This is a genomic window from Leeuwenhoekiella aequorea (genome assembly GCF_004104375.1).
Taxonomy (GTDB): Bacteria; Bacteroidota; Bacteroidia; order Flavobacteriales; family Flavobacteriaceae; genus Leeuwenhoekiella; species Leeuwenhoekiella aequorea.
The window spans coordinates 227299-241068 of the sequence record NZ_QOVM01000002.1; the positions used below are offsets into that span (position 1 = coordinate 227299).

Here is a 13770-nt window from a genome sequence, read left to right on the forward strand (position 1 = left end):
CTAATTTTCAAGATACTTGAAAAACCGGCACGCAATGTGTCGGTTTTTTTATGCGCAAACACCTCAAGTTTGCTATATTTACTTACGTTCGTAGAAAATAACCATTCAATAAAATTAGAATGAAACTTTTAGAAGGAAAAAATACAATAATAACAGGTGCCAGCCGTGGAATAGGAAATGGTATCGCTAAAGTTTTTGCTCAAAATGGAGCTAACGTTGCTTTTACTTACAGCTCATCTGCCGGTCCTGCAGAAGACCTAGAAAAAGAACTTATCGCATTAGGAGTAAAGGCAAAGGCTTATAAATCAAATGCAGCTTCATTTGAAGATTGTCAAGAGTTAATCAAGCAAATAAGTGAAGATTTTGAGAGTATTGACATACTCGTAAATAATGCTGGTATTACAAAAGATAATTTGCTTATGCGTATGAGTGAAGCAGATTTTGATCAGGTTATTGAGGTTAACCTAAAGTCTATTTTTAATATGACCAAAGCAGTACAACGTACTATGCTTAAACAACGCTATGGCAGTATTATTAATATGAGTTCTGTAGTAGGTGTTAAAGGCAATGCAGGACAAGCTAATTATGCGGCTTCTAAAGCCGGTATAATAGGTTTCTCAAAGTCTATGGCTTTAGAGTTAGGTTCTCGTAACATACGAACAAATGTTGTAGCTCCTGGTTTTATAGAAACTGAAATGACTGCAAAACTGGATGAGAAAACAGTTGCTGGTTGGCGAGATGCTATTCCTCTTAAAAGAGGTGGATCTACAGAAGACATTGCAAATGCTTGCGTTTTCCTAGGAAGCGATATGAGTGCTTATATTACCGGCCAGGTTTTACAAGTAGATGGAGGTATGCTTACCTAAATTTTAGATAGATATTATATATATGGCAGTATCAACAATTTTATATATTATCCTCATTGGGGTAATAGCGTTGATTACTGCCATATTTTTTTATTTCTATAAACCTGAACGTTCCAGAAATTTAAGATATATTTTAAGTAGTCTTAGATTTTTATCAATTTTTACAATTCTACTTCTTCTATTAAATCCTGAAATTAAACAGGTAACGTACACTACAATTAAACCAAAACTTGCTCTTGCTGTAGATAATTCAGAATCTATAGAATACTTAAGAGCTAAAAGTGGAGTTAAGTCGTTGGTCAACAAACTTATTAATGACAAGCGTTTAAATAAGCGTTTTGAAATTGATACGTACAAATTTGGTGGCGAGTTACAAGTTCTTGATAGTTTGGATTTTTTAGAGAATACAACAGATGTAGCTAATGCTATTTCGAGATTATCAAAAATCTACAAGGATGATTCCTATATCCCTATTTTAATTTCAGATGGTAATTCAAATTTGGGTGCTAACTACCGTTATAGCAATACTTCCTTAAAAAAGACACCTCTCAATTTTGTCGTTGTTGGCGATACAACTCAATATGAAGATTTAAGTATTCTACGTACAAACGTAAATAAGTACGCCTATCTCAAAAATGAATTTCCAGTCGAAATTACAACCAGCTATCAAGGTGTGCAACAGGTAAATGCGATTTTGACTGTAAAGCATAAAGGCTCTGTTGTATATACGGAAATGCACTTATATTCAGAAAGTTCAAACTCGAAAAAATTTAATTTTCATTTAAAAGCATCAGAAATAGGTATTCAAAATTATACAGCTACTATTACTGGTCTGAGTAACGAAAAAAATACAGTTAATAACACCATAAATTTTGCTGTTGAAGTTATAGATCAGCGCTCTAAGATTTTAATTACTTATTCTGTATTACATCCTGATTTGGGTACTTTGAAAAAAAGTATTGAGCAAAATCAGTTGAGATCAGCAGATATAAAAAATATTAACTCCGTTAAATCTACAGACATAAACGCCTACGATTTAATTATCTTATTTGAACCTGATTCGCAATTTGAAAATATATATAACGAATTAAATAAGCTTAATAAAAACAGATTTATAATAGCTGGCAAAGCAACTAATCGGCGCTTCTTTAATACCATTCAAAAGGTTGTTTCTTTACCATTAAATAATCAAACTGAAGAGGTTCAGCCGCTACTCAATAAAGATTTCTCAACATTTCAACTTGAGGATTTAGACCTTAAAAATTATCCGCCTATTCAAGCTCAGTTCGGAACTGTAAAAATTTCGGGTCAAAGCGATATATTAGCGTATCAAAGAATAAATGGAGTAGCGACTAAAAATCCGTTATTGGGAGTAACAACTCTAGCGGGTAGAAAAGAGGTCTATTTATTTGGAACAGGTATTCATCAATGGAGAATGCAGAATTTTATCGCTGAAGCTAATTTTAAAGAATTTGATAAGCTAATTGATAAATTAGTTCAATTTGCAGCTTCAAACGATCGTAAAGATCGCTTACTGGTAGATTTTGAACGTTTTTATTATGGCGGTAATTCAATTAAACTAAGTGCCAGATTTTTTGATCAAAATTATATTTTTGATCCTAATGCGCAATTAACTATAAAAATTAGTGGTAGCGATTCAACTTATGAATCCCCGCTTGCTTTTAAGGGAACAGCATTTGAAGCTACATTATCCAATTTAACTCCAGATACGTATACATTTTCAGTGATAGAGAAGAGAAGTGGCTTATCCTATTCTGGAGGATTTACGATTATTCCTTATAATCTGGAACATCAGAATATGAATGCAGATTATAATAAAATGAAACTTGTTGCTCAAGAATCTGAAGGGATCATTGTTACCTCTACACATTTAGACGATCTGATTGATCAACTTTTAAACGATGATAGATATACTCCCGTGCAGCGAGCCACAGAAAGAAATGTCTCTGTAATAAATTATATTATATTATTAATTATTATCGCTTCGAGTTTATCTTGTGAGTGGTTTATTAGAAAATACAACGGACTTATATAAATTGAATATTACATTATGGATAAATTACCGAAGTTAGGAATACCGATAATTATCGGAGCAATCGTTATTATCATTTTGATAGCAAAATCTGCTGTTACAATCGACTCTGGTGAAGCCGGAGTGCTTTATCAACCATTTAATGGCGGAGTTGTTACAGATAAACCACCACTTGGAGAAGGGTTTCATATTGTCGCCCCTTGGAATAAAGTCTTCATTTATGAAGTGAGAAGGCAAGAACTTAAAGAAATCATGAATGTTTTATCTTCTAATGGTTTAGATATTAAATTAGAAGCCTCTGTATGGTATCAACCGGAAGCTAAAAATCTTGGAAAATTACACCAGGAAATAGGTGGTGATTACCTCAATAGAATTTTACTTCCTACCATACGATCTGCTGCTCGATCTGTCGTAGGTCGTTATACCCCAGAACAGCTATATTCATCAAAGCGAGATGCTATTCAAGCTGAAATTTTTGACGAAACAAAGAAAATAATCAAAAATCAGTATATACAACTTGATGAAGTTCTTGTGCGTGATGTTACACTTCCTGCGACTATTAAAGAGGCTATAGAGCGAAAGCTTAAGCAAGAACAAGAATCTTTAGAATATGAGTTTAGGTTAATCTCTGCGCAAAAAGAAGCAGAGCGTCAAGTAATTGAAGCGCAAGGTAAATCTGACGCAAACCGAATTTTAAGTCAGTCGCTTAATGATCAAATCTTAAAAGATAAAGGTATTGAAGCAACCTTAATGTTAGCCAAATCGACTAATGCGAAAGTAGTTGTAATTGGGTCGGGGAAAGATGGAATGCCTCTAATACTTGGAAATAATTGATCTTCACAGTACAACACAAAAAAGCTCCGATGAAAATCGGAGCTTTTTTTATGCTTTTTTCATTCGTATGGGATGCGCTTTATACGCTTTGCGTTTACTTTCGGCAAGCATTTTGGCTTTAGAAACCCAGTGATCATTAAGAATTCGATCTGGAAAAAATTGAATAAGTTCTGTAACGATTTCGATATCCCTTGAATTGAATTTGCTTATTTGATCAAAGGTAAAAATGCCAATATCATTTAATTTTTCTTCAGTATAAGGTCCTATACCTGTAATTTTTTGAAGATTATCAGCATCGCTTTCATCTGCATGACCCAGTCGGTCAAAATCAAGTTGACCATCCTTAACTGTCGATTGTGGATATGATTTAGCTCTTCTTCTTGGAGGTTTAGCTAGATTCTTAAGAGTAGCTACTTTCTTGTAAGGCTCGTCATTTACTTCTTCAATGAGTTCGTTATGTATTTGATCTTCTTCCGTACCGGTTAAGTCTAATAATTTCTGAAGCTTATTCATCTTCTTTAAGTACTTTGATTTCTGATAATAGAAAGCAAAAAAGTAACCTATCAAAAATGACGCTAGCATTAAAAAGAAAACCTCAATGTAAATCAAAGGAATTGATATCATATCTGAATTTTTCTGTATGTAAATTAAATAAGGTATCATTCGATTACAACTTCTATTCTGTTATTCTTCTTTCTTTCAGATTCATTTGTATTTAAAACAATAGGATCACTTTCACCTTTGGAATACGCAAAAATTTGATTTTCAGGCAATTTTAGGCGTACTAAGATATAATTTCTTACTTGAACGGCCTCTTTATAAGCTACTTTATAGTTGTCAATTTCACTTCCTACATAATCTGTGTATCCTATGACTTTTACTTTTGCCTTAGGTTTTTTCTCTAACCTTAACTTTATATAATCTAGAAAATCTTGAGACGATAAATTATCTACAACTCTTCCGCCTATGGAGAATTCTGGATAAAATGTATAATCCACCCGACGCGAATTAGTAGATTTATTATTAATCCCAGATTGAAGCTGAGCTTCTCTCAAACGTTCCTTATCTTTTTCTAAAGCTTGTGTATTAGATTCAATATTTTTTGTGAGCGTTTCAATTAACTGTTCATTACTGCGACTTAAATTATTATCAACAAACGAATTTATATTTGAATCTTCTAACCCTTTATTGGAAAGGGTGTTTAAAGAATCATCATCATTTAGATTTATTCCCGTACCGGCCAATTCGGTTGCAGGCGCATAGGAGCTAAAAATACTTTTTCTATTTAAAGCATCGCTTGCATTTAAAAAATAGAGACCAATGGCACTCCATCCTAAAAACACTAAAAAAGCTATCGAAAAATTTTTCATACCCTACTTTTAATCAAAAATAACACTTTAACTTAAATAATATACTTTACATCTAAAAAGTATATTAATAGAAGCTCACATTCTATTATTTTTTTATAAATTCGCTTTCACATATGAAAAGAACAGCTTTACATCATCATCATTTTTATTCACGCACTCAAGCGAGGTAAAAATGTTGTGTATAGCTAAATTATAAATAACAGTAACCCGTTTGAGTCATTCAAACGGGTTTTCTGTTTTTGAATGGCTCAAGCCTAACAATCAAAAAATGACAAAAAAAATTCGAATTGCTATTCAAAAATCTGGTAGACTGAATGAGGAATCGCTCCAAATTCTAAAAGATTGTGGTGTCTCTATCGACAATGGTCGTGACCAATTAAAAGCTAGTGCTGCAAACTTCCCACTTGAAGTGTTTTATTTACGTAATGGGGATATTCCGCAGTATTTACGGGATGGTGTAGTTGACATTGCTATTCTAGGTGAGAATGTGCTTGTTGAAAAAGGTGAAGATATTTCTATTGCTCAGAAATTAGGATTCTCAAAATGTCGTGTTTCGCTTGCAGTGCCAAAGGGAACAAAATATGAATCTGTAAAAGATTTTGAAGGAAAGAAAATTGCAACTTCATATCCCAATACTGTAATAAATTATCTGGAACAGTACGGAGTAAAGGCAGATTTACACATTATTAACGGTTCCGTAGAAATAGCTCCAAACATTGGTCTTGCTGATGCGATTTGTGATATTGTTTCCAGCGGAAGCACCCTTTTTAAAAATAATTTAAAAGAAGTTGAAGTAATGCTGAAGTCTGAAGCGGTACTTGCAGTTTCTTCAAAAATAGACCTGGAACGTCAGGAAATTTTAGATAAACTCCTTTTTAGATTTAAAGCTGTATTAAAAGGAAGAGATTATAAATATGTTCTTTTAAATGCTCCTAACGATCGTCTTGATGATATTATTAAGATGTTGCCGGGTATGAAAAGCCCTACGGTTCTTCCGCTTGCAGAAGAAGGCTGGAGCAGTGTACACTCTGTAATAGATAAGCAAGCATTTTGGGAAGTTATAGATAACCTTAAAGATGCTGGTGCACAAGGGATATTAGTTAGTGATATTGAAAAAATGGTACTTTAGCTATCGCATTTAATTGAGGTATTATGATCAAAATAGACAACCCAGATCGTTCTTCGTGGGATGAACTTTTAAAAAGACCTACGCAGACTTATGCACAAATTGAAGGCACCGTACTTGAAGTTTTTAAAGAAATACAAGCTAAAGGTGATGATGCTGTAAATTTTTATACTCAGAAGTTCGACGGAATTCAATTAAAAAAAATACAGGTTTCAGATTCTGAAATTAACTTAGCAAATGATCGAGTAAATCTGGATCTTAAAAATGCTATAAAGCTTGCTAAGCAGAATATAGAAAAATTTCACAAAGCTCAAGTAACATCACCTATTTATGTTGAGACTAGTGAAGGTGTGAATTGCTGGCAAGAAAAGAGACCTATTCAAAAAGTAGGATTGTATATTCCCGGAGGCACAGCCCCGCTATTTTCTACGATTCTTATGCTTGCAATTCCTGCTAAAATTGCGGGATGCAAGGAAATTATATTATGCACTCCTCCAGATAAAAATGGAAATATCAATCCGGCAATTTTATTTACAGCTGCCTTATGCGGTATAGATAAAATTTTTAAAGTAGGAGGTATTCAAGCTATAGGTGCAATGACTTTTGGTACAGAAACTATTTCTAAAGTTTACAAAATATTTGGTCCCGGAAATCAATTTGTAACGGTCGCTAAACAAATGGCTACAAAATACAATGTAAGTATAGATATGCCTGCAGGACCATCAGAATTATTAGTTGTAGCAGATGATACAGCAGAACCCTCTTTTGTTGCCTCAGATCTTTTAAGTCAGGCAGAGCACGGCGCAGATAGCCAGGTAATTCTGGTTTCTACTTCAAAAGAATTAATTTATTCGGTAGAACGTGAAATAGAATCGCAATTAGCCGTGCTACCTCGGAAAAAATTAGCAGAACAAGCAATTGCCAACAGCAAACTCATTTTTGTCGAAGATCACAAAACTGCATTGGAGTTAATTGATGAATATGGTCCTGAGCATTTTATTGTTGCTACAAATGACAATGATTATTATGTAGAAAATATAGCTAACGCAGGTTCCGTTTTTATTGGGAATTATACTCCTGAATCTGCAGGAGACTACGCCTCCGGAACAAATCATACCTTGCCTACAAATGGATATGCGAAGCAGTATAGCGGAGTGAACCTCGACAGTTTTATGAAAAGTATGACTTTTCAAGAATTAACTCCTCAAGGTATCCAAAATATAGGTACCCAAATTGAACTTATGGCTGTGGCAGAAGGATTACAAGCACACAAAAATGCAGTAACCTTACGTCTTAACAAATTAAAACAAAATCCGAATGCATAATCAAACATTCTACTTAGAAAAATTGGTTCGTGATAACGTGGCTAAGCTTAAGCCTTATTCCTCTGCACGAGATGAGTTTAAAGATTTTCACGAGGATATGGTATTTTTAGATGCCAACGAAAATCCTTATAATACCGGTGTTAATAGATATCCAGATCCACAGCAAGTTACTTTAAAACAACATTTATCATCTGTAAAACGCGTTCCTGTAGATCAGATTTTATTAGGTAATGGTAGTGATGAAGTTCTTGATTTGTTGTTTAGAGCCTTCTGCGAACCTAATGTAGATAATGTGGTTACACTTCCACCTACTTATGGTATGTATGCTGTTCTTGCTGCTACTAATGCTATTGCTAATAGAGAAGTTTTATTATCTAAAGATTTTCAGCCAGATGTAAATTCTATTCTGGATCAGGTAGATCATCAAACGAAAATGATTTTCTTATGCTCACCAAACAATCCAACTGCGAATAGTTTTGAAGCAGCGTCTATAACCTATTTGCTGGAAAATTTTAAAGGTTTAGTGGTTGTTGATGAAGCCTATATTGATTTTTCGGCTGCGGAAAGTTGGTCTACTCAATTACATAATTATCCTAATCTTGTAATTATTCAAACCTTGTCTAAAGCATATGGTTTAGCAGGAATACGATTGGGAATTTGTTATGCTTCCGCTGAAATAATAGGTGTACTTAATAAAATTAAGCCTCCTTATAATGTAAATGAATTAACGCAGAAACGAGCTCTTGAACGTATTCTTAATTATGAATCAGTAGCAAGTGAGATTAATTCAATATTAAAGCAAAGAGATGCTTTATCTAAAGTTTTACTTGAAGTGAATTATGTAAATAAAGTTTATCCTTCAGAAGCCAACTTTATTTTGGCTCGGGTTGATGATGCTAATAAAAGATACAATCAATTACTTGAGAAAGGAATCGTAGTGCGTAATAGAAGTAGTCAAGCTTTATGTGAGAATACATTGCGATTTACTGTAGGGACAACTGAGGAAAATGAAAAACTAATTGCAGTTTTAAAAGAGCTGGCATAAACGTATTTAATGAAATCTAATCAAAATAATATAGGTCGAAAAGTGCTTTTTATAGATCGGGACGGTACCTTGATTAAAGAAACTGTCGACGAGCAAATAGACGCATTTGAGAAAATGATATTTTATCCTAAAGCATTTACATATATGAGTAAAATTGCACAGGAACTCGATTATGAATTGGTAATGATTACAAATCAAGACGGTTTGGGTACAGATTCGTTTCCAGAAGATACCTTCTGGCCAGTGCATAATTTTATAATGAAATCTTTTGAGAATGAAGGTGTTGTTTTTGATGCTGTTTATCTAGATCGCACATTTCCTCATGAAAATGCAGTTACTCGTAAACCAGGGACCGGTTTACTTACCAGCTACTTCTCTGATAAATATGATCTTGAAAACAGCTATGTAATAGGAGATCGCCTTACCGACATTGAGTTGGCAAAAAATTTAGGTGCTAAGGGAATTTTTATAAATGACAATACCGAGTTAGGTACTGGTGAAACTACAGTAGATCGAAGCGAGCTAGATTCTATAATTGCTTTAGAAAGCAATGACTGGCAAAAAATATATGAATTTTTAAAGCTGGAGGCACGCACTGCATCTATAGTAAGGAAAACTAATGAAACCGACATTAAAATTGAACTTAATCTAGATGGGACCGGTAAGAGTGATATAAAAACAGGGTTAGCTTTTTTTGATCATATGCTCGATCAATTAGCGAGGCACGGTTCTATGGATCTCAATATATATGTCAACGGGGATCTTGAGGTAGATGAACATCACACGATAGAAGATACGGCTATTGCGTTAGGTGAAGTTTTTGCAATGGCTTTAGGCAATAAATTAGGAATAGAGCGCTATGGTTTTTGCTTGCCTATGGATGACTGTCTGGCGCAGGTTGCTATAGATTTTGGAGGTCGTAATTGGTTAGTATGGGAAGCAGATTTTAAACGTGAGAAAATAGGAGAAATGCCTACAGAAATGTTTTACCATTTCTTTAAATCATTTACAGATGGTGCTCGTGCAAATCTTAATATTAAAGCTGAAGGTGTAAATGAGCATCATAAAATAGAAGCGATTTTTAAGGCTTTTGCTAAAGCGATAAAGGTAGCAGTGAAGCGAGATTCAGAAAAAATGATACTGCCTAGTACTAAGGGGATGCTATAAAATTTTAGCTATACCAAGATGATAAAAAGAATACAATGAAATTAGTTATTATTAATTACGGAGCAGGTAATATACAGAGTATAAAATTTGCTTTTAAACGGCTGGGCGTTGATGCAGTTTTATCTGATGATGCTGAAGAGATTAAAGCTGCTGATAAAGTGATATTTCCGGGAGTAGGAGAGGCTAGTAGCGCTATGGCAAAATTGCGAGATACCGGTCTAGATAAACTTATTCCGACTTTAACGCAACCGGTTTTAGGTATTTGTCTGGGTATGCAGTTAATGTGTAAGCATTCAACTGAAGGAGATACTACAGGCTTAGGAATATTTGATGTATCTGTTACGAAATTTTCTAACAGCGTTAAAGTTCCGCAAATAGGTTGGAATGAAGTATCAAATTTAAATAGTCCATTATTTGAGGGAATTCCTGAGAATTCGCATATGTATCTGGTACATAGTTTTTATGCTCCTAAATGTGAGGAGTTGATAGCAGAAACAATGTATGATGTGAAGTATGCTTCGGCTTTACAAAAAGACAATTTTTATGGCGTTCAATTTCACCCAGAAAAATCAGGATTAGTTGGTGAACAGGTTTTGAAGAATTTCCTACAAATGTAAATCGGTGAAACGAACTTAAAAAGTAGTAGACGACTTAAAAGTTAGAACAAACCCTTTTAAATTGACTGTTGGAATCTCTGTTCTAATCTTTTTAAACCAGAATATATAAAATGGGTGTTTTGTTTTAATGAATCTTACTTTTGGTTAGAATTTTACAAGAAGCTTCAGAATTATTTATAATTACTGTAGACTCAATCAATACAATGATGAAAACTAAATAGGAAAACTAGTAAAATCGAATTTCGTTTTTTTTAATTTTTACTTTATACAATGAGAATAATTCCGGCAATTGATATTATAGATGGTAAGTGTGTACGACTATCTAAAGGCGATTACAATACCAAAAAAATCTATAATGAAAATCCGTTAGAGGTGGCTAAGCAGTTTGAAGCACACGGTATTCAATATTTGCATCTCGTAGACCTTGACGGGGCAAAAAGCAAACACATTGTAAATCATCATATACTTGAGCAAATTGCGACCCATACTAAGTTAAAAATTGATTTTGGAGGCGGTTTAAAAACCGATGATGACTTACGTATTGCATTTGAGAGTGGCGCACAGCAGATTACAGGTGGTAGTATAGCTGTGAAAGATCGGGAGACCTTCATCAATTGGCTCTCAAAATTTGGTAGTGATAAGATTATTCTTGGTGCAGATGCGATGAATGAAAAAGTTGCAGTAAGCGGATGGTTAGAAGAGTCTAAAGAAGAATTAATACCATTTATAAAAGGGTATCAAAAAGAAGGAATTTCCTATGTTATTTGCACAGATATAAGTAAAGATGGTATGCTTGAAGGACCTTCTTTTGATTTATATAAGCGTATTTTAGAAGAAACTGAAAATTTAAAACTTATCGCCTCAGGTGGGATTTCTGAATTTGACGAACTGCCGAAACTTGCCGAAATGGGTTGTGAAGGAACCATCATAGGTAAAGCTATATATGAGGGTAGAATATCTATGAAACAACTGGAATCATTTATTCTCGGTTAATAGTACATACTGAAAAAATAAAATTTCGCTTTCGCGGAATACTAAAAAAGAAGAATGCTTACAAAACGAATAATACCTTGTTTAGATATTAAAAATGGAAGAACTGTTAAAGGTGTAAATTTTATTGATTTACGCGATGCAGGGGATCCGGTCGAACTTGCAGCAAAATATGCTGAAACCGGTGCAGACGAATTGGTTTTTCTTGATATTTCGGCAACAGAAGAACGTCGTAAAACTTTAGCAGATTTGGTTTTGCGTGTTGCTGAGAAAATTAATATTCCCTTTACAGTAGGTGGTGGTATATCTTCTGTAGAGGATGTAGATATTCTACTTCAAAACGGGGCAGATAAAGTTTCTATTAACTCTTCCGCAGTTAAAAATCCGAAGTTAATCAATGAGCTTGCTGCAAAGTTTGGTTCGCAATGTGTTGTTGTTGCAATTGATGCAAAGCAGATAAATGGTAAGTGGACAGTACATCTGGTAGGTGGTAAAGTGCCAACAGATTTAGATCTTTTTGAGTGGGCACAAGAAGTTGAATCTCGCGGTGCCGGGGAAATTCTATTCACCTCAATGGATCATGATGGCACAAAAGCAGGTTTCGCAGATGAGGCACTTGCACGATTGAGTGAATTATTAAATATACCGGTTATTGCATCTGGCGGAGCGGGAACTATGCAGCATTTTACAGATACTTTTACCAGCGGTAAGGCTGATGCAGCATTAGCAGCGAGTGTATTTCATTTTCACGAAATTGATATTCCACTATTAAAATTAGAATTAAAAAGTAAAAATATACCTATTCGATTGTAAATTCTTAGGAAATACCATGCGATTAATAGGACAAAATTAAAAGAGAATGAAAATTACATATGACGAGAAAGGTCTCGTTCCTGCTATAATTCAAGATGCTAAAACGAAAACCGTTTTAATGTTAGGTTATATGAACGAGGAAGCATATCTCAAAACTAATGAGACAAAAAAAGTTACATTTTATAGTCGTAGTAAACAACGTTTATGGACAAAAGGAGAGGAAAGTGGAAACTTTTTAAACCTTGTATCCATAAAAAATGATTGTGACAGTGATTCCTTACTTATAGCAGTAAATCCTCAAGGACCAACGTGCCATAAAGGGACAGATAATTGCTGGGGAGATACTAATACACAAGATTTTGGTTTTTTTAGCGACTTAGAAACTACAATAGCCGATAGACAAGCTAATCAAGAAAATGAGAAGAGTTATGTGGCAGATTTGTTCCGAAAAGGAATAAATAAAATTGCACAAAAAGTAGGAGAGGAAGCTGTTGAAGTCGTAATTGAAGCTAAGGATGAAAACGATGATTTGTTCTTAAATGAAAGTGCAGATTTGCTTTTTCATTATTTAATACTTCTTAAGGCAAAAGGTTTTGGTCTTCAAGATATTGAGCAAGTTTTAATAAACCGGAAAAAATAAAAAAAGCCCCATAATCAAATTATGGGCTTTTTTAAATTTAGATTTATTTTCCGCCACGTGCGGGATAATCTTCTTTTTCAACAAAATCTATAGCCTTAAGAACAGCATCTAATTCTGGTCTTGCAAACGGCATAGTTTGAATGGAAGAGAAATATAATGTTCCATCGGCTCGTATCAAGAACATACCGGGTTCAGAAAATACTTCTGGTTCTGGATCTTTTACCGAATGTGATATGTATAATCCCCATTCTCTCGCTTTATCTTCAGATAAACCGTATCCAATAGGTAAATCACCTGTTTCCCACTTTTCTGCAGAAAGTTTGGCTCTCTTTTCGGTGTCCATACTTACGGCAATTACATTCACGCCTCTAGATTTAAAATCTTCAGTTTTTGAAGCTAAATCCTGTAATTGTTTTTTACAAACAGGGCAATGCAGACCTCTGTAAAATACAATTAATGTATATTTTTCTGGCTTTTGATTCTCAAGAATCCATTTAGTATCATTGATTAAATCTAATTGTAATTCCGGGACTTTATTTTTTGGTTTGATCATAATTTATATCTTTTCTTTAAAAGTACTCATAGCATTCTTGCTTGTAAGTCAAAGCTTTATTAAAACTGCGTTAATAATCTTAAAAAAAAGCTTTTAAGTAATCTATTACCCAAGAGAAATTTTCGAAAATTTAATGTATTTGATAAGCCAATTCAAAATAGTCTAAAATAGAATATTTGTACAAGTACATTTTAATTTAATGCATATCTGGGATAAAATTGCCATAAAAGCTTCAATATCTTGTAATATAAAACTTACAATTATTGGTTATTACTAGTAAAATATGCCAATTGATAGAATCGGAAAAATCAGAATTGTTGGAAAAATGAATAAAATTAGATTCGAAAATGCTTCCAAAGTTCAATATATCA

General features: G+C 33.8%; 14 protein-coding genes. 11 read left to right on the forward strand and 3 right to left on the reverse strand.

Translation table 11 applies throughout. The features are described from left to right. The first annotated feature begins 119 nt into the window (after positions 1-119). Genes fabG through DSM00_RS05030 form a run of 3 tightly spaced genes read left to right on the forward strand, consistent with a single transcriptional unit; the run spans position 120 to position 3753 of the window. Positions 120-866 carry a 3-oxoacyl-[acyl-carrier-protein] reductase gene (gene fabG, locus DSM00_RS05020; RefSeq protein ID WP_128756934.1) on the forward strand — a complete coding sequence of 249 codons (747 nt, stop codon included), beginning with the start codon at positions 120-122 and terminating at the stop codon, positions 864-866. Positions 867-888: 22 nt separating this feature from the next. Continuing rightward, the gene (locus DSM00_RS05025; RefSeq protein WP_128756935.1) at positions 889-2922 is read left to right on the forward strand and encodes a vWA domain-containing protein; all 2034 of its coding nucleotides are present in this window, start codon (positions 889-891) and stop codon (positions 2920-2922) included. 15 nt (positions 2923-2937) lie between these two features. Beyond that, entirely contained in the window at positions 2938-3753 is an 816-nt protein-coding gene (locus DSM00_RS05030; RefSeq protein WP_128756936.1) for a prohibitin family protein, read from the forward strand. 48 nt (positions 3754-3801) lie between these two features. Here the strand turns inward: DSM00_RS05030 and DSM00_RS05035 are convergent, their stop codons facing one another. Both DSM00_RS05035 and DSM00_RS05040 read right to left on the reverse strand, forming a co-directional pair. Continuing rightward, on the reverse strand, positions 3802-4377 hold the full coding sequence (locus tag DSM00_RS05035) for a hypothetical protein (protein ID WP_128756937.1): 576 nt from the start codon (positions 4375-4377) through the stop codon (positions 3802-3804). 35 nt (positions 4378-4412) lie between these two features. After that, complete coding sequence (locus DSM00_RS05040; protein WP_128756938.1) at positions 4413-5123, reverse strand: OmpA family protein; 711 nt, start codon at positions 5121-5123, stop codon at positions 4413-4415. 268 nt (positions 5124-5391) lie between these two features. Here DSM00_RS05040 and hisG point away from each other — a divergent pair, with 268 nt between their 5' ends. The 8 genes from hisG (at position 5392) to hisIE (ending at position 12846) form a co-directional block, all read left to right on the forward strand. Next, positions 5392-6252, forward strand: a complete 861-nt coding sequence (gene hisG, locus DSM00_RS05045) for an ATP phosphoribosyltransferase (RefSeq protein ID WP_128756939.1) — start codon at positions 5392-5394, stop codon at positions 6250-6252. Positions 6253-6275: 23 nt separating this feature from the next. Beyond that, a complete protein-coding gene (gene hisD / locus DSM00_RS05050; RefSeq protein WP_128756940.1) occupies positions 6276-7574 on the forward strand; it encodes a histidinol dehydrogenase in 1299 nt (432 codons plus the stop codon). After that, positions 7567-8619, forward strand: coding sequence for a histidinol-phosphate transaminase (gene hisC / locus DSM00_RS05055; protein WP_128756941.1), 1053 nt, complete (start codon positions 7567-7569; stop codon positions 8617-8619). The genes hisD and hisC overlap by 8 nt, the downstream gene beginning before the upstream one ends. Before the next feature lie 9 nt (positions 8620-8628). Next, positions 8629-9786 (forward strand): bifunctional histidinol-phosphatase/imidazoleglycerol-phosphate dehydratase HisB, encoded by a 1158-nt coding sequence (hisB, locus tag DSM00_RS05060; protein ID WP_164916299.1) that lies wholly within the window; start codon positions 8629-8631, stop codon positions 9784-9786. Positions 9787-9821: 35 nt separating this feature from the next. Continuing rightward, positions 9822-10403 carry an imidazole glycerol phosphate synthase subunit HisH gene (gene hisH / locus DSM00_RS05065; RefSeq protein WP_128756942.1) on the forward strand — a complete coding sequence of 194 codons (582 nt, stop codon included), beginning with the start codon at positions 9822-9824 and terminating at the stop codon, positions 10401-10403. Between the two features lie 270 nt (positions 10404-10673). Next, entirely contained in the window at positions 10674-11396 is a 723-nt protein-coding gene (gene hisA / locus DSM00_RS05070; protein WP_128756943.1) for a 1-(5-phosphoribosyl)-5-[(5-phosphoribosylamino)methylideneamino]imidazole-4-carboxamide isomerase, read from the forward strand. A gap of 54 nt (positions 11397-11450) precedes the next feature. Next, positions 11451-12206, forward strand: coding sequence for an imidazole glycerol phosphate synthase subunit HisF (gene hisF / locus DSM00_RS05075; RefSeq protein ID WP_128756944.1), 756 nt, complete (start codon positions 11451-11453; stop codon positions 12204-12206). Between the two features lie 46 nt (positions 12207-12252). Beyond that, on the forward strand, positions 12253-12846 hold the full coding sequence (hisIE, locus tag DSM00_RS05080) for a bifunctional phosphoribosyl-AMP cyclohydrolase/phosphoribosyl-ATP diphosphatase HisIE (RefSeq protein ID WP_128756945.1): 594 nt from the start codon (positions 12253-12255) through the stop codon (positions 12844-12846). Between the two features lie 43 nt (positions 12847-12889). Here hisIE and DSM00_RS05085 read toward each other — a convergent pair whose 3' ends face one another. After that, entirely contained in the window at positions 12890-13399 is a 510-nt protein-coding gene (locus DSM00_RS05085; RefSeq protein ID WP_128756946.1) for a peroxiredoxin-like family protein, read from the reverse strand. Positions 13400-13770 lie beyond the last annotated feature (371 nt).

Coding starts and splice junctions, on each gene's coding strand:
- fabG (WP_128756934.1), top strand. CDS start 120: ATGAAACTTTTAGAAGGAAAAAATACAATAATAACAGGTGCCAGCCGT.
- DSM00_RS05025 (WP_128756935.1), top strand. CDS start 889: ATGGCAGTATCAACAATTTTATATATTATCCTCATTGGGGTAATAGCG.
- DSM00_RS05030 (WP_128756936.1), top strand. CDS start 2,938: ATGGATAAATTACCGAAGTTAGGAATACCGATAATTATCGGAGCAATC.
- DSM00_RS05035 (WP_128756937.1), bottom strand. CDS start 4,377: ATGATATCAATTCCTTTGATTTACATTGAGGTTTTCTTTTTAATGCTA.
- DSM00_RS05040 (WP_128756938.1), bottom strand. CDS start 5,123: ATGAAAAATTTTTCGATAGCTTTTTTAGTGTTTTTAGGATGGAGTGCC.
- hisG (WP_128756939.1), top strand. CDS start 5,392: ATGACAAAAAAAATTCGAATTGCTATTCAAAAATCTGGTAGACTGAAT.
- hisD (WP_128756940.1), top strand. CDS start 6,276: ATGATCAAAATAGACAACCCAGATCGTTCTTCGTGGGATGAACTTTTA.
- hisC (WP_128756941.1), top strand. CDS start 7,567: ATGCATAATCAAACATTCTACTTAGAAAAATTGGTTCGTGATAACGTG.
- hisB (WP_164916299.1), top strand. CDS start 8,629: ATGAAATCTAATCAAAATAATATAGGTCGAAAAGTGCTTTTTATAGAT.
- hisH (WP_128756942.1), top strand. CDS start 9,822: ATGAAATTAGTTATTATTAATTACGGAGCAGGTAATATACAGAGTATA.
- hisA (WP_128756943.1), top strand. CDS start 10,674: ATGAGAATAATTCCGGCAATTGATATTATAGATGGTAAGTGTGTACGA.
- hisF (WP_128756944.1), top strand. CDS start 11,451: ATGCTTACAAAACGAATAATACCTTGTTTAGATATTAAAAATGGAAGA.
- hisIE (WP_128756945.1), top strand. CDS start 12,253: ATGAAAATTACATATGACGAGAAAGGTCTCGTTCCTGCTATAATTCAA.
- DSM00_RS05085 (WP_128756946.1), bottom strand. CDS start 13,399: ATGATCAAACCAAAAAATAAAGTCCCGGAATTACAATTAGATTTAATC.